Origin of the sequence: Streptomyces doebereineriae, assembly GCF_031845645.1 — a bacterium.
Lineage (GTDB): Bacteria > Actinomycetota > Actinomycetes > Streptomycetales > Streptomycetaceae > Streptomyces > Streptomyces canus.
In genome coordinates, this window is the sequence record NZ_JAVREZ010000007.1 from 39,558 (window position 1) to 54,816 (window position 15,259).

Sequence of the window (15,259 nt, forward strand, 5' to 3'; positions counted from 1 at the left end):
AGGGCACCCCCGCACCCGCACCCCCACTCCGTACTCGAGAGGCAGCACCCCCATGAGTGAAACCTCCGGCATACCCAGACGGCGGCGAGCCCTCGTCGCCGTGCTGAGCACCCTCGGTCTGGCCGCCGCCCTCGCGACGGCCGCCACCCTCCCCGCCGACGCCTCCGCCCCCACACCTCCCACGGGCTGGTCGCAGGTCTTCCTTGACGACTTCAACGGCTCCGCCGGGACCGGCGTCAACACCTCCAACTGGCAGTACGCGACCGGAACTTCCTATCCGGGCGGCCCCGCCCACTGGGGCACCGGCGAGGTCGAGACGATGACCAACAGCACCAGCAACGTGGCACTGGACGGCAACGGCAACCTGCGTATCACGCCCCTCCGCGACTCGGCCGGCAACTGGACCTCGGGCCGCATCGAGACCAACCGCACCGACTTCCAGCCCCCGTCCGGCGGCAAACTGCGCGTCGAGGCGCGCATCCAGATGCCCAACGTCACCGGCACCGCAGCCGAGGGCTACTGGCCGGCGTTCTGGGCACTGGGCGCGCCCTACCGCGGCAACTACCAGAACTGGCCCAGTGTCGGTGAGCTGGACATCATGGAGAACGTCCAGGGCATGAACCGCGTGTGGGCCACGATGCACTGCGGCACCAACCCGGGCGGCCCGTGCAACGAGACGACGGGCATCGGCAACAACGTCGCCTGTCCGGGCTCGACCTGCCAGTCGGCGTTCCACACCTACACCATGGAGTGGGACCGCTCGGTGAGCCCCGAGACGATCCGCTTCCTCGTGGACGGCACCCAGTTCCACTCGGTCAACGCGAGCCAGGTGGACGCGACGACCTGGGCCAACGCCACGGGCCACGGCTTCTTCCTCATCCTCAACGTGGCGATGGGCGGCGCCTTCCCGGACGCGTTCGGCGGCGGTCTCGACTCCGGCACCCAGTCCGGCGTGCCGATGACCGTCGACTACGTCCAGGTGCTGTCGGCGAGTGGGAGCGGTACCACGCCTCCGCCCACGGGCGGCGTCGACGCCTACGGCACCATCCAGGCCGAGTCGTACAACAGCCAGAGCGGCGTGAACGCCGAGACCACGACGGACACCGGCGGCGGCCAGGACATCGGCTCGCTCGCGAACGGCGACTGGGCGCTGTACCAGAACGTCAACTTCGGCTCCACGGCGGCGACTCAGTTCGTCGCGCGCGTGGCGAGCGGCGCGGCGGGCGGCGTCAGCGGTCTGGTCGAGGTGCGCCTGGACAGCCGTACCGCCACTCCGGTCGGCAGCTTCTCGATCGCCAACACGGGCGGCTGGCAGTCCTGGAGAACGGTCCCGGCGAACATGAGCGCCGTCACCGGCACCCACAACGTGTATCTGACCTTCACCAGCGGCCAGCCGGCGGACTTCGTGAACGTGAACTGGTTCAACTTCGGTCACTGACCGGTGTGTTGACGCTGCCCCACGAGGCCTGTGCCGTCTCGTGGGGCGGCGTTTCGTCACCCCAGGTAGGCGGGGGCGACCGCGGACGTCATCAGACGGCGGGCCGTGCCGGTGCCGTCGGCGGGGACGGTCCACAGGTCGGAGCCGTAGTCGCCGGGGAGGGCGTAGACGAGGGTGTCGCCGTCGGCCCACAGTGCCTGGTCGTCGATGTCGCGCGACTCGGCGGTCGGGGTCTCCTTCATGGTGCGCAGGTTCAGGACGTACAGGCGCCAGGGGGCGTCGGGCGAGGCCCCCTTGACGCGCTTCTTGTAGGCGACGCGGGTGCCGTCGGGTGAGAGGGAGGGGCATTCGACGTTGCGGTACAGGGTGGTGAGAGTGCGTGCGGTGACGTCGCCCCGCACGAGATACGTCCGGCCGCCGGTCGCCAGCGTGGCGTAGAAGTGGTTGTCGTCGGCGAAGGTGACGCCCCAGACGTTGGTGTCGGCGGCATGGTAGGTCCGGCCGTCCTTGACGATGTGGAAGGTCTCCAGGTTGTCGTCGATCGCCCAGGTGCGGGTGTCGACGACGGCCGTGCGGGTGGAGAAGTTCGTTCCGGCGTACGAGTCTCCGCTGACGAACACCGTCCAGGCGACCATGTGTCCGGAGGGCGAGACCCGGGCCCGGGTGGGGATGCCGGCTGTCGGGAAGCGGTGGCGTTCGCGCAGGTGCGCGTCGAGCACCACCGCTCGGTAGGTGTCCTCCAGCGCGCCGTGCACGGCCTGGAGGCAGATGCCGGTGCCGGCTGCCGCGTGGAAGCGCAGGCACTTCACCCCCGAAGCGGTGCGCGGGCCCTGCGGATCGTCGGCGGGGACGGTGGCGATCTCGTCGCGGTGCGGGCCCCAGGCCAGATTGCGTACCAGCAGGCGGCGCCCTGCCGTCGGCCGGAGCGAGACGGTGCCGGCCCGCACGGTCGGGCCGTTCGCCTGCTGCTGGTCACGCAGGCCCGACCGGTGGGCGGCGTGCAGCACCGACCCGGTGCCGACCGCCCCGAGCAGCAGGACAGCGGCGAGCAGGATCGACAGACGGGCGGTTCTGGTCACGCGGACACCTCATCGGCGGTACGGAGAAGGAACGAGGCCACGACGGCGCTGACGGCCAGTGCGGCGGCGGTGACGGCGAGGGCGGTCCGCCCGCCCCACAGGCTCCAGGCCGCGCCGAAGGCGAGCGAGCAGGCGAACCGGGCCAGCGCCTGGCCGGTGCCGACGAGTGCCTGCCCGGCGCCCTGGTGCCGTGCCGGGACGGCTCCCGCCGTGGCGGCCGCGAGTACGCCGTCGGTGGCCGCGTAGAAGGTGCCGTGCAGGACGAGGACGGCGATCACGGCCGGGACGCCGTGCCAGGGGGAGAGCACCAGGCCGTAGCCGAGCAGCAGGACGCCGTGGCCGGCGAGGAAGAGGCGGCGACGGTCGACGCGGTCGGCGAGCGCGCCGAGGGGGACGGCCAGCAGCAGGAAGACGGCGGCCGTGCCCAGCGGCAGCAGCGGGAACAGATGGGCGGACAGGTTCCCCTCGCGTTGCAGGAGGAGGTAGAGGAACGAGTCGCTGACGGTGGTGAGACCGAGGAGGGTGGCGCACACGGTGAGGCGGCGCAGGTCGGGGCGGCGCAGCAGGGCGAGCGAGTCGCGCAGTGCCGGGGGCCGCTCGGGACGGCGTACGGCGTCGGCGGGGGTGACGCGGCGGGGCACGAACTGCAGCAGGACCAGGACGCCGAGCGCGGCCACGCAGCCGCTGACCGCGAAGACCGCGTCGTAGCCGTCGACGGTGGCCCGCAGTACGGCGAACGCGACGAGCGGGCCGAGCAGCGCGCCGGTGGTGTCCATGGCGCGGTGCACCCCGAACGCCCGTCCCCGGTGCTCGGGTTCGGTGAACAGCGAGATCATCGCGTCCCGGGGAGCGGTGCGCAGCCCCTTGCCGGTGCGGTCGACCGCGAGGACCGCGCTGAGCACGGGGAGGGTGTGGGCGAGCAGCAGCAGCGGCTTGCACAGCGCCGACAGGCCGTAGCCGAGGCCCGCCACGACCTTGTGACGGCGGCCTCCCCGGTCGGCGAGGTGGCCGCCGGCCAGCCGTACCAGGGCCCCGACGCCGTTGTTGATGCCGTCGAGGAGACCGAAACCGAGGGGGGACAGGCCGAGGGCGGTGACCACGTAGAGCGGCAGGACGGCCGTGACCATCTCCGAGGAGACGTCCGTGATGAGGCTGACCGCGCCCAGGGCCAGCACGGCGGGGGGCACGGCGGCCGACCGCCGCCCCGGACGGGAGTCCGGGACGACGGTGGCCTTCGTACCGCGGGAGTCCGCGAGATACACAGGCGTCAGTTCCAGATGCCGGTGATGTCGGAGGCCGAGGCGGCGTTGCCCGCGTGGGCGCTCAGACCGGCCAGGTCCTCCACCGTGCGCAGCACGTTGTAGTGGTTGTAGGTCGTGGAGCTGGAGCTGCCGGAGGCGACGTGCTGCCCGTAGAACAGGGTGGGGATGCGGTTGCCGGAGAGCTTGTTGTCCTCGTCGAAGGTGACGGCGAGGATGCTGTTGTGGGTCTTGGCCCAGGTGGCGTAGGCGCCCAGGTTGTTCTTGATCCAGGTGTCGCCCGTCGCGACCGAGCAGTCGTGCATGTCGCTGCACAGGTTCGGCACGACGAAGGACACCTTGGGCAGGGTCGTGTAGTCGGCCGGGAACTGCGCGAAGGTCTTCGCGGTGCTGGTGGGCACGTTGGAGAAGCCGAACCACGGATTGTGCTTCTGCGCGTAGTTCCCGCTGCTGCAGGTCGTCGAACCCTGGCTGGGCAGCGACTCGTTGTAGCTGGCCCAGGTCTTGCCCGCGGCGATCAGCTCGGAGGCGAGGTTGGGCTGGTTGATGGAACCGACACCGACGCAACTGTCGTCGGTGCGGCCCTGGTTGGAGCCGGAGAAGAGCATGTAGTAGTTCGGCTCGCTGGGGTGGGTGAGGCCGTAGGACTGGGTGAGGGTGGCGCCACCCGCCTTGAGGGTGTTGTTGAGGTAGGGGGCGCTGGAGCTGCCGATGACCTGCGAGTAGGCGTGGTTCTCCAGCACCACGACCACGACGTGGTCGGGGGTGGGGAGAGCGGCTGCCTCGGCGGTGGAGGCCGTTGCGGCCCACACGCCGATCGAGGTGGCGGTGAGGGCGAGGGCTCCGGCGAGTGCGGAGAGGGAACGTCGGTTGCGCTGCGGTGCCTTGACGGCGGCCATGACTGTCCTCCGGACAGAGGTGACGGACGTTCGGGGGAGCGGCGCCGCAACCCTAGGAGCCTTGGGCCGGGTCCACGTGAAGGCCGGGCGAACCGTGGGTTCCGCCGGGCAAAGATCACCCCATACACAGGTCACGCACAGCAAAGCGCGAGTCAAGTGGCCATCGGACGGGCGCGGTTCGACGGGATGCCGTCAGCCCTCGCCGACGAGACAGAACTCGTTGCCCTCGGGATCGGCGAGCACGAGGTGGTCCGGGTACCGGTCCCGAACCGTCGCACCGAGCCCGACGAGCCGCTCGGCCTCCGCTTCCCGGTCCGTGGCGGAAAGGTCCAGGTGGACCCGGTTCTTGACGCTCTTGCCCTCCGGCACCAGCTGGAACCACAGCCGGGGCCCGCCCAGCGAGGACTCGACGAGCACGGTCGGGTCGTCCTCGACGTCCGTGATCCCGAGCGACCTCAGCCGGGCCAACTCCTCGTCGTCGTACGGCGCGACGGCATACCCGTCCATCGCGGCCGCCCAGAACCGCGCCGTGGCGGCGGGGTGGGCGCAGTCGAAGACGATGTCTCGCAGTCGGGCCATTCGGTCCACTCCTAGAGAAGTTCCGTCCGGAACGCCGCCGGCGTCATGTCGGTGTGCTGATGGAAGAACTTGGAGAAGTTCGCGGCGTCGGGAAACCCCACCGCCGCCCCCACCCGCCCGATCGGCATGTCCGTGTGGGCGAGCAGCCGCTTCGCCTCCAGCACGACCCGCTTGTCGATGAACCCCTTGGGCGTCTCCCCGGTGGCGGCGCGCACCGCACGTACCAGGGTCCGACGGGAGTAGCCCAGCGCGTCGGCGTACGCGCTGACACTGTGGTTCGTGGCGAAGCCCTTCTCCACCGCGTCCCGGAACAGGGTGAACGTCGACTCGGTCCGCCGCCCCGCCTCGGCCGAACTCGCCGCGAGGTGGGCCAGGCGCAGCAGGAACGCCGTCAACGAGTGCCGCAGGACCGAGGTGTGCAGGCTCAGCGGGAGGGTCGACGTGTCCTCGTACTCCCGCTGCAGCTGGGTCAGTGAGGCCTGAAGGCCCGCCAACTGGGCGCCGGAGGGCCGCAGTAGCGGCGGCAGGTCGTAACGGTAGAGCCCCGTCGCCTCCACCGTCGCCCGCGGCAGGAAGCCCGGTTGCATGGCCAGCACGGTTCCGCGGTACTCGCTCGTCGGCGAGAAGCGGTGGACCTGGCCCGGCCGGATCCACAACAGGTCGCCCGCCGTCGCCTCGTACTCGGCGAAGTCGATCATGTGGTGCACGGGACCGCCGTCGAAGAGCATCACGACATGGAAGTCGATGCGGTGCACGCGCTCCAGCGGGGCATCCGCGTGCCAGGTGCGGCCGGTGCCCATCGCGCCGACCTGCATGCCGACTCCGCCCACGCTCAGCTCTATGGGGAAGGGGAACGTTCTGATCCCGTCCACTCCGCCGTCACCGTCTCCGCCAAGGATGGAACCTTGGGTTGTTCTGTCCGCCATGTCCTTGTCGCGCCGCCTGCCTGGAGCGTTCCGTGTCCCACTTTCACCACAGGCTGACACACGGCGACCTTCCCCCGTAAAAGTCAGACTTTTAAGTTTGAACGCGTCAGACCAGCTACTCCGCTCCGATCGAGGACTTCTTGAAGATGAGCACGCAGACACCGGACAGCTTCGAATGGACCGAACTCGACCGGCGTGCCGTCGACACCGCCCGCCTCTTGGCGGCGGATGCCGTGCAGCAGGTCGGGAACGGCCACCCCGGCACCGCGATGGCCCTGGCCCCCGCGGCGTACACGATCTTTCAGAAGGTGATGCGTCACGACCCGGCGGACCCCGAGTGGACCGGCCGTGACCGCTTCGTCCTCTCCCCCGGGCACACCTCGCTGACGCTCTACACGCAGCTCTACCTCTCCGGGTACGAGCTGGAGCTCGACGACCTGAAGGCCTTCCGGACGCACGGCTCCAAGACGCCCGGTCACCCGGAGTACGGGCACACCGCCGGTGTCGAGACCACCACCGGTCCGCTCGGCCAGGGTGTCGCCAACGCCGTCGGCATGGCGATGGCCGCCCGCTACGAGCGTGGCCTCTTCGACCCGGAGGCCCCCGAGGGCGAGTCGCCCTTCGACCACACCATCTGGGCGATCGTCTCCGACGGCGACCTGGAGGAGGGCATCTCCGCCGAGGCCTCCTCCCTCGCGGGCCACCAGAAGCTCGGCAACCTGGTCGTCGTCTACGACGACAACCACATCTCCATCGAGGGCGACACGGCGACCGCGTTCTCCGAGGACGTGCTGAAGCGGTACGAGGCCTACGGCTGGCACACCCAGCGCATCGAGCCCGGCGCCGACGGCGACATCGACGTACCCGCCCTGTACGCGGCACTGAAGTCCGCGCAGGCCGAGACCGAGCGGCCCTCGATCATCGCGATGCGCACGATCATCGCCTGGCCCGCGCCGAACGCCCAGAACACCGAGGCCGCCCACGGCTCCGCGCTCGGCGCCGACGAGGTCGCCGCCACCAAGCGCGTCCTCGGCTTCGACCCCGAGCGGACCTTCGAGGTCGCCGACGAGGTGCTGGCCCACTCCCGCAAGGCCCTCGACCGGGGCGCCGAGGCGCACGCCGCCTGGGACAAGCAGATCTCCGAATGGCGCGGCGAGCAGCCCGCGCGCGCCCGGCTCTTCGACCGGATCGTCGCCGGCCAGCTCCCCGAGGGCTGGGAGTCCGCGATCCCGGTCTTCGAGGAGGGCAAGTCCGTCGCCACCCGTGCCGCCTCCGGCAAGGTGCTCCAGGCCCTCGGCGCGGTGCTCCCCGAGCTGTGGGGCGGTTCCGCCGACCTCGCCGGCTCGAACAACACGACCATCGACAAGTCGAGCTCCTTCCTGCCGAAGGGCAACCCGCTGCCGGAGGCCGACCCCTACGGCCGTACGGTCCACTTCGGCATCCGCGAGCACTCGATGGCCGCGGAGATGAACGGCATCGCGCTGCACGGCAACACGCGGATCTACGGCGGCACCTTCCTGGTGTTCTCCGACTACATGCGCAACGCCGTACGCCTGTCGGCGCTGATGCAGCTGCCCGTCACCTACGTCTGGACGCACGACTCCATCGGCCTCGGCGAGGACGGCCCCACCCACCAGCCGGTCGAGCACCTCGCGTCGCTGCGCGCCATCCCGGGCCTGAACATCGTCCGCCCGGCCGACGCCAACGAGACCGCGACCGCCTGGGCCGAGATCCTCCGCCGACACGCCACCGACCCGGCCCCGCACGGCCTCGCGCTCACCCGCCAGGGTGTGCCGACGTACGCGCCGAATCCGGACGCGGCCAAGGGCGGGTACGTCCTCGTCGAATCGTCCGGGGAGACGCCCGACGTCGTCCTCATCGCCACCGGCTCCGAGGTCCAGCTCGCCGTCGCCGCGCGGGAGCGGCTGGAGGCGGAGGGGGTCGGCACCCGGGTGGTGTCGATGCCGTCCGTGGAGTGGTTCGAGCAGCAGCCGCGGGAGTACCGGGAGAGCGTCCTTCCGCCGTCCGTGCGAGCCCGCGTCGCGATCGAGGCCGGTATCGGTCTCACGTGGTACCGCTTCGTAGGTGACGCAGGACGCATCGTCTCCCTCGAACACTTCGGCGCCTCCGCCGACGCGAAGATCCTGTTCGCCGAGTACGGCTTCACCGCCGAGAACGTCGCCGCAGCAGCCCGGGAATCCCTGGCCGCCGCGCGCGGTTGATCCGATCGCCAGAAAGAAGATGATCACAGTGACCGAAGCAACCGCGACCGCGGGAGCACTCAAGCGCCTGTCCGACGAAGGCGTATCCATCTGGCTGGACGACCTGTCGCGGGGGCGGATCGAGTCCGGGAACCTCGCCGAACTGGTCGGGACGAAGCACGTGGTGGGTGTCACCACCAACCCGTCGATCTTCCAGGCCGCCATCGGCTCGGGCAAGGGCTACGAGGAGCAGCTGACCGACCTCGCCACCCGCGGCGTGACGGTCGACGAGGCCGTACGGATGATGACCACGGCCGATGTCCGCGCCGCCGCCGACGTGCTGCGTCAGGTGTACGACGCCACCGGCGGCCGGGACGGCCGGGTCTCCATCGAGGTCGACCCCCGCCTCGCCCACGACACCCGGGCGACGATCGCCGAGGCCAAGCAGCTCGCCTGGCTCGTCGACCGACCGAACGTGATGATCAAGATCCCGGCGACCACGGCGGGCCTCCCGGCGATCACCGAGGTCATCGGCCTCGGGATCAGCGTCAACGTCACGCTGATCTTCTCGCTGGAGCGCTACCGCGAGGTCATGGACGCCTACCTGGCGGGGCTGGAGAAGGCCGCGAAGAAGGGCCTCGACCTCTCCACGATCCACTCCGTCGCCTCCTTCTTCGTCTCCCGCGTCGACTCCGAGATCGACAAGCGCCTGACGGTGCTGGGCACGGACGCCGCCCTCGCGCTCAAGGGCAGGGCGGCCCTCGCCAATGCCCGGCTCGCCTACGAGGCCTACGAGGAGGTCTTCTCCGGCGAGCGCTGGACCGCCCTCGGCGGCGCCCGCGCCAACAAGCAGCGCCCGCTGTGGGCCTCGACCGGCGTGAAGGACCCGGCGTACAAGGACACGCTCTACGTCGACGACCTGGTCGCGCCCGGCACGGTCAACACCATGCCGGAGGCCACGCTGAACGCCACCGCAGACCACGGCGAGATCACCGGCGACACGGTGACCGGCGGCTACGCGCAGGCCCGCGCCGACCTGGCCGCCGTGGAGGCGCTGGGGATCTCGTACGACGAGGTCGTGCAGCAGCTGGAGGACGAGGGCGTCGCCAAGTTCGCGGTGGCCTGGCAGGACCTGCTGGACGCCGTCACGAAGTCGCTGAACAGCAAGGGAGTTGACGCGGAATGACCGTCACCGCCGACTGGGAGAACCCGCTGCGCGACGAGCGCGACCGGCGCCTCCCCCGGATCGCCGGACCGTCCGGACTCGTCATCTTCGGCGTCACCGGCGACCTGTCCCGCAAGAAGCTGATGCCGGCCGTCTACGACCTCGCCAACCGCGGCATGCTGCCGCCGGGCTTCTCGCTCGTCGGGTTCGCCCGCCGGGACTGGGAGGACGAGGACTTCGCACAGATCGTGCACGACTCGGTGCGCGAACACGCGCGGACCGAGTTCCGTGAGGAGGTCTGGCAGCAGCTCGCCGAGGGAATGCGGTTCATCCCGGGCGACTTCGACGACGACACGGCGTTCAAGCAGCTGCGCCAGACCGTCGAGGAGCTGGACAAGGCCCGCGGCACCAGCGGCAACTACGCCTTCTACCTCTCCGTACCGCCGAAGTTCTTCCCGAAGGTCGTCCAGCAGCTCAAGAAGCACGGGCTGGCGAACGCGCCCGAGGGCTCCTGGCGGCGCGCGGTCATCGAGAAGCCGTTCGGCCGCGACCTGAAGAGCGCCCGCGAGCTCAACGCCCTCGTGCACGATGTCTTCGAGCCGGACCAGGTCTTCCGCATCGACCACTACCTCGGCAAGGAGACGGTCCAGAACATCCTGGCGCTCCGCTTCGCCAACCAGATGTACGAGCCCATCTGGAACCGGTCGTACGTCGACCACGTGCAGATCACGATGGCCGAGGACATCGGCATCGGCGGCCGCGCGGGCTACTACGACGGCATCGGCGCCGCCCGTGACGTCATCCAGAACCACCTGCTCCAGCTCATGGCGCTCACCGCCATGGAGGAGCCGGCCGCCTTCGACGCCGAGTCGCTGCTCACCGAGAAGCTGAAGGTCCTCAGGGCCGTGAAGCTGCCGGAGGACATCGGTGCGCACGCCGTGCGCGGGCAGTACGCGGGTGCCTGGCAGGGCGGCGAGAAGGTGCTCGGGTATCTGGAGGAGGAGGGCATCGACCCGGCCTCCACGACGGACACGTATGCGGCCATCAGGCTGAACGTCGACAACCGCCGCTGGGCGGGCGTCCCCTTCTACCTGCGCACCGGCAAGCGGCTCGGCCGCCGGGTCACCGAGATCGCGGTCGTCTTCCAGACGGCCCCGCACTCGCCCTTCGACTCCACGGCCACCGAGGAGCTCGGCTCCAACGCGATCGTCATCCGGGTGCAGCCGGACGAGGGCATGACGGTCCGGTTCGGGTCGAAGGTGCCGGGCACCTCGATGGAGATCCGGGACGTGACGATGGACTTCGCCTACGGCGAGTCGTTCACCGAGTCCAGCCCGGAGGCCTACGAGCGGCTCATCCTGGATGTCCTTCTCGGGGACGCCAACCTGTTCCCCCGCCACCAGGAAGTGGAAGAGTCCTGGAAGATCCTCGACCCGATCGAGGAGAACTGGGCGAACCACGGCCGTCCGGCGCAGTACGCGTCGGGTACCTGGGGACCCGAGGAAGCCGACGAGATGCTCGCACGAGACGGACGGAGCTGGCGCAGGCCATGAAGATCGACCTGACCGACACCACGGCAAGCAAGATCAACAAGGCGCTGGTGCAGGGTCGCCGCGCCATCGGCACACCGGCCGTGGGCATGGTCCTGACGATGGTGATCGTCACGGACGAGGAGAACGCCTACGACGCGATCAAGGCGGCCGAGGAGGCCTCGCACGAGCACCCCTCGCGCACCCTGGTCGTCATCAAGCGGCATGCCCGCACCCCGCGCGACCGCACCAACTCGCACCTCGACGCCGAGGTCCGGGTGGGCGCCGACGCCGGCACCGGCGAGACGGTCATCCTGCGGACCTACGGCGAGGTCTCCGACCACGCCGACTCCGTCGTGCTGCCGCTGCTGCTGCCGGACGCCCCGGTGGTCGTGTGGTGGCCGGTGGACGCGCCGGAGAACCCCGCGAAGGACCCGCTGGGCGCGCTGGCCCAGCGCCGGATCACCGACCTGTACGCCGTCGAGAACCCCCTCGATGTCCTCGCGACCCGGGTCCGGTCCTACGCCCCCGGCGACACCGACCTCGCCTGGACCCGGCTGACCCCGTGGCGCTCGATGCTCGCGGCGGCCCTGGACCAGGCCCGCACCGAGATCATCTCCGGGGCCGTGGAGGCCGAGGCCGACAACCCGGCCGCCGAGCTGCTCGCGCGCTGGCTGGAGGCGCGGCTGAAGGTGAGGATCGACCGCGTGGTCACCGCCGGTCCGGTCGTCACGGCCGTCCGCCTGGGCACCGCGAACGGCGAGGTCGTCATCGACCGCCCCGAGGGCCCGCTGGCCACGCTGTCCCTGCCGGGCCAGCCCTCCCGCACCCTCGCGCTGAAGGTCCGCACCACCTCCGAACTCATCGCCGAGGAGCTGCGGCGCCTCGACGCGGACGAGATGTACGCCGTCGCTCTCCGGGGCGAGGCCACCAAGGAGACCCCCTCTCATGTCTGACTCTCCCAAGCTGACCCGCCGCCCCGAGTGGACCGCGCTGGAGGACCACCGCGCCGAGGGCGCCCCCCATCTGCGTGAGCTGTTCGCGACGGACCCCGGGCGCGCGGAGCGGTACGTCGTGCGCGTCGGCGATCTGCGCATCGACTACTCCAAGCACCTGATCACCGACGAGACCCTGGCCCTGCTGCAGGAACTGGCCACCGCCACCGACGTGTTCGGGCTGCGGGACGCCATGTTCCGCGGCGAGCGGATCAATCTCACCGAGGACCGGGCGGTGCTGCACACCGCGCTGCGGGCCCCCGCCAACGCGGTGGTCGAGGTGGACGGGGAGAACGTCGTGCCGCGGGTGCACGCCGTGCTCGACAAGATGAGCGACTTCGCGAGCCGGGTCCGCTCCGGCGAGTGGACCGGCCACACCGGCAAGCGCATCAAGAACGTCGTCAACATCGGCATCGGCGGCTCGGACCTCGGTCCCGCGATGGCGTACGAGGCCCTGCGGGCCTACACGGCACGGGAGTTGACCTTCCGTTTCGTGTCCAACGTGGACGGCGCCGACCTGCACGAGGCGGTGCGGGACCTGGACCCGGCGGAGACCCTGTTCATCGTCGCGTCCAAGACCTTCACCACGATCGAGACGATCACCAACGCGACCTCGGCCCGCACCTGGCTGCTCGACGGCCCGGCCGGACTCCGCGACGACAAGGCCGTCGCCAAGCACTTCGTCGCCCTGTCGACGAACGCCGAGAAGGTCACGGACTTCGGCATCGACCCGGACAACATGTTCGAGTTCTGGGACTGGGTCGGCGGCCGCTACTCCTACGACTCGGCGATCGGCCTCTCCCTCATGATCGCCGTCGGCCCGGACCACTTCCGGGAGATGCTCGACGGCTTCCGGATCGTCGACGAGCACTTCCAGAACGCGCCCGCCGAGGCCAACGCCCCGCTGATCCTGGGCCTGTTGGGCGTCTGGTACGGCAACTTCCACGATGCCCAGTCGCACGCGGTGCTGCCGTACTCCCACTACCTGTCGAAGTTCACCGCCTATCTCCAGCAGCTGGACATGGAGTCCAACGGCAAGTCGGTGGACCGTGACGGCAACCCCGTGGAGTGGCAGACAGGGCCGGTGGTGTGGGGCACGCCCGGCACCAACGGGCAGCACGCCTACTACCAGTTGATCCACCAGGGCACCAAGCTCATCCCGGCCGACCTGATCGGCTTCGCCCGGCCGATCGACGAGCTGAGCGACGAACTCAAGGCGCAGCACGACCTGTTGATGGCCAACCTGTTCGCGCAGGGGCAGGCGCTCGCCTTCGGCAAGACCGCCGAGGAGGTCCGCGCGGAGGGTGTGGCCGAGGAGCAGGTGGCGCACCGCACCTTCCAGGGCAACCACCCCACGACCACCGTCCTGGCCAAGGAGCTCACCCCCTCGGTCCTCGGCCAGCTGGTCGCCCTCTACGAGCACAAGGTGTTCGTCCAGGGCGCGATCTGGCACATCGACTCCTTCGACCAGTGGGGCGTCGAACTCGGCAAGGTCCTCGCCCGGCGCGTCGAACCCGCCCTGACCGAGGGCGCCGACGTCCCCGGCCTCGACTCCTCCACCACCGCCCTCGTGGCCGCCTACCGTGAACTGAAGGAAGTGCTCTGACATGACAGCGATGCAGCTCGGCCTCATCGGCCTGGGCAAGATGGGCGGCAACATGCGCGAGCGCATCCGCCGCGCCGGCCACACCGTCGTCGGCTACGACCGCAACCCCGAAGTCTCCGACGTGGCGAGCCTGTCCGAGCTGGTCGACAAGCTCGAAGCGCCGCGCACGGTGTGGGTGATGGTCCCGGCCGGCGCCGCCACCCAGTCCGTCGTGGACGAGCTCGGCGAGCTCCTCTCCCCCGGTGACACCGTGGTCGACGGCGGCAACTCCCGCTGGAGCGACGACGAGAAGCACGCCGAGGAGCTGGGAGCCAAGGGCATCGGCTTCGTCGACGCCGGTGTCTCGGGTGGCGTGTGGGGCCTCCAGAACGGCTACGCGCTCATGGTCGGCGGTGACAAGGAGCACGTGGACCGGCTCCAGCCGATCTTCCACGCGCTCAAGCCCGAGGGGCCGTACGGCTATGTCCACGCGGGCAAGGTCGGCGCCGGGCACTTCTCCAAGATGGTCCACAACGGCATCGAGTACGCCATGATGCAGGCGTATGCCGAGGGCTGGGAGCTGCTGGAGAAGGTCGAGTCGGTGGACAGCGTCCGGGAGGTGTTCCGCTCCTGGCAGGACGGGACCGTCATCCGCTCCTGGCTGCTCGACCTCGCGGTCAACGCCCTCGACGAGGACGAGCACCTGGACAAGCTGAAGGGGTACGCGCAGGACTCCGGCGAAGGCCGCTGGACCGTGGAGGCGGCCGTGGACAACGCGGTGCCGCTGCCGACGATCACCGCCTCGCTCTTCGCACGGTTCGCGTCCCGCCAGGACGACTCCCCGCAGATGAAGATGATCGCGGCGCTGCGCAACCAGTTCGGCGGCCACGCCGTCGAAGCGAAGAAGTAGGCGCGCCGTGGGGGATCTTCTTCTGGTCCGCCACGGCGAGACGGAGTGGAGCGTGTCGGGACAGCACACCAGCTGGACCGACCTGCCCCTCACCCAGCACGGCGAGGAACAGGCCAAGTCCCTCGCTCCGCTCCTCTCGGGCCGGGCCTTCTCGCTCGCGCTGACCAGTCCGCTGGGCCGCGCCATACGCACCGCCGAACTGGCGGGCATCCCCGGGGCCTCGACCGACCCCGACCTCCACGAGTGGGACTACGGCGCCTACGAGGGCGTCACCACCGTCGAGATCCACCGCACCCGCCCCGACTGGTACCTGTGGACCGACGGGGTCCCGCCCGGCCCGGAGGGACACCCGGGCGAGTCCCCCGAGGAAGTCGGCCGCCGCGCCGACCTCGTGCTGGCCCGGGTGGACGCCGCCCTCCCCGACGGCGACGTGGTCCTCGTGGCCCACGCCCACTTCCTGCGGGTCCTGACGGCCCGCAGACTCGGGCTCGCCCCGGCGGAGGGCCGGCTGTTCCAGCTGGCGACCGGCACGGTGAGCCGGCTGTCGACGGAACACGACCGTCCGGTGCTCGCGGAGTGGAACACCAGGGCCTAGCACGGCAGTTGTCGACGGCCCGGGAGCAAAGACTCCCGGGCCGTCGTCGTCGGCAGGGCCTGTTGACACCGTGACGTGTGCGTTGGAGAGTCGCGGCTG

Annotated in this window: 13 protein-coding genes; 8 read left to right on the forward strand and 5 right to left on the reverse strand. The window is 70.3% G+C overall.

From position 1 onward, the window contains the following. Nucleotides 1–52 precede the first annotated feature (52 nt). A complete protein-coding gene (locus RNB18_RS21220) occupies nt 53–1,438 on the forward strand; it encodes a glycoside hydrolase family 16 protein (RefSeq protein WP_311715668.1) in 1,386 nt (461 codons plus the stop codon). A gap of 56 nt (nt 1,439–1,494) precedes the next feature. On the opposite strand, the gene RNB18_RS21225 is transcribed toward RNB18_RS21220, so the two are convergent. The 5 genes from RNB18_RS21225 to RNB18_RS21245 all read right to left on the reverse strand — a co-directional run bounded on the left by RNB18_RS21225 (nt 1,495) and on the right by RNB18_RS21245 (nt 6,180). After that, a complete protein-coding gene (locus RNB18_RS21225; protein WP_311715669.1) occupies nt 1,495–2,517 on the reverse strand; it encodes a TolB family protein in 1,023 nt (340 codons plus the stop codon). Then, nucleotides 2,514–3,779, reverse strand: coding sequence for an MFS transporter (locus RNB18_RS21230; RefSeq protein WP_311715670.1), 1,266 nt, complete (start codon nt 3,777–3,779; stop codon nt 2,514–2,516). Before RNB18_RS21230 ends, RNB18_RS21225 begins: the two co-directional genes overlap by 4 nt. A 5-nt stretch (nt 3,780–3,784) precedes the next feature. After that, nucleotides 3,785–4,675, reverse strand: coding sequence for an alkaline phosphatase family protein (locus RNB18_RS21235; RefSeq protein WP_311715671.1), 891 nt, complete (start codon nt 4,673–4,675; stop codon nt 3,785–3,787). Nucleotides 4,676–4,867: 192 nt separating this feature from the next. Further along, nucleotides 4,868–5,254 (reverse strand): VOC family protein, encoded by a 387-nt coding sequence (locus tag RNB18_RS21240; protein WP_311715672.1) that lies wholly within the window; start codon nt 5,252–5,254, stop codon nt 4,868–4,870. An 11-nt stretch (nt 5,255–5,265) separates the two neighbouring features. Further along, on the reverse strand, nt 5,266–6,180 hold the full coding sequence (locus RNB18_RS21245; RefSeq protein ID WP_311715673.1) for a helix-turn-helix transcriptional regulator: 915 nt from the start codon (nt 6,178–6,180) through the stop codon (nt 5,266–5,268). Between the two features lie 146 nt (nt 6,181–6,326). On the opposite strand from RNB18_RS21245, the gene tkt reads away from it, so the two are divergent. From tkt to RNB18_RS21280, 7 genes are read left to right on the forward strand one after another with little or no spacing between them, the layout of a single operon-like run. Continuing rightward, nucleotides 6,327–8,402, forward strand: a complete 2,076-nt coding sequence (tkt, locus tag RNB18_RS21250) for a transketolase (protein ID WP_311715674.1) — start codon at nt 6,327–6,329, stop codon at nt 8,400–8,402. 19 nt (nt 8,403–8,421) lie between these two features. Further along, the gene (gene tal / locus RNB18_RS21255; protein WP_311715675.1) at nt 8,422–9,567 is read left to right on the forward strand and encodes a transaldolase; all 1,146 of its coding nucleotides are present in this window, start codon (nt 8,422–8,424) and stop codon (nt 9,565–9,567) included. Continuing rightward, nucleotides 9,564–11,099 (forward strand): glucose-6-phosphate dehydrogenase, encoded by a 1,536-nt coding sequence (gene zwf, locus RNB18_RS21260; RefSeq protein ID WP_311715676.1) that lies wholly within the window; start codon nt 9,564–9,566, stop codon nt 11,097–11,099. The genes tal and zwf overlap by 4 nt, the downstream gene beginning before the upstream one ends. After that, nucleotides 11,096–12,031: a glucose-6-phosphate dehydrogenase assembly protein OpcA gene (opcA, locus tag RNB18_RS21265; protein ID WP_059209278.1), complete on the forward strand. Its 936-nt coding sequence runs from the start codon at nt 11,096–11,098 to the stop codon at nt 12,029–12,031. The genes zwf and opcA overlap by 4 nt, the downstream gene beginning before the upstream one ends. Next, nucleotides 12,024–13,676 (forward strand): glucose-6-phosphate isomerase, encoded by a 1,653-nt coding sequence (gene pgi / locus RNB18_RS21270; protein WP_311715678.1) that lies wholly within the window; start codon nt 12,024–12,026, stop codon nt 13,674–13,676. The genes opcA and pgi overlap by 8 nt, the downstream gene beginning before the upstream one ends. Before the next feature lie 10 nt (nt 13,677–13,686). Next, nucleotides 13,687–14,565, forward strand: coding sequence for a phosphogluconate dehydrogenase (NAD(+)-dependent, decarboxylating) (gnd, locus tag RNB18_RS21275; RefSeq protein ID WP_311716019.1), 879 nt, complete (start codon nt 13,687–13,689; stop codon nt 14,563–14,565). A gap of 7 nt (nt 14,566–14,572) precedes the next feature. Beyond that, entirely contained in the window at nt 14,573–15,160 is a 588-nt protein-coding gene (locus RNB18_RS21280) for a histidine phosphatase family protein (RefSeq protein ID WP_311715679.1), read from the forward strand. Nucleotides 15,161–15,259 lie beyond the last annotated feature (99 nt).

What these genes read in the sequence shown, in the direction of transcription:
- RNB18_RS21220 (WP_311715668.1), top strand. Translation starts at nt 53, where the DNA reads ATGAGTGAAACCTCCGGCATACCCAGACGGCGGCGAGCCCTCGTCGCC.
- RNB18_RS21235 (WP_311715671.1), bottom strand. Translation starts at nt 4,675, where the DNA reads ATGGCCGCCGTCAAGGCACCGCAGCGCAACCGACGTTCCCTCTCCGCA.
- RNB18_RS21240 (WP_311715672.1), bottom strand. Translation starts at nt 5,254, where the DNA reads ATGGCCCGACTGCGAGACATCGTCTTCGACTGCGCCCACCCCGCCGCC.
- RNB18_RS21245 (WP_311715673.1), bottom strand. Translation starts at nt 6,180, where the DNA reads ATGGCGGACAGAACAACCCAAGGTTCCATCCTTGGCGGAGACGGTGAC.
- tkt (WP_311715674.1), top strand. Translation starts at nt 6,327, where the DNA reads ATGAGCACGCAGACACCGGACAGCTTCGAATGGACCGAACTCGACCGG.
- tal (WP_311715675.1), top strand. Translation starts at nt 8,422, where the DNA reads ATGATCACAGTGACCGAAGCAACCGCGACCGCGGGAGCACTCAAGCGC.
- zwf (WP_311715676.1), top strand. Translation starts at nt 9,564, where the DNA reads ATGACCGTCACCGCCGACTGGGAGAACCCGCTGCGCGACGAGCGCGAC.
- opcA (WP_059209278.1), top strand. Translation starts at nt 11,096, where the DNA reads ATGAAGATCGACCTGACCGACACCACGGCAAGCAAGATCAACAAGGCG.
- pgi (WP_311715678.1), top strand. Translation starts at nt 12,024, where the DNA reads ATGTCTGACTCTCCCAAGCTGACCCGCCGCCCCGAGTGGACCGCGCTG.
- gnd (WP_311716019.1), top strand. Translation starts at nt 13,687, where the DNA reads ATGCAGCTCGGCCTCATCGGCCTGGGCAAGATGGGCGGCAACATGCGC.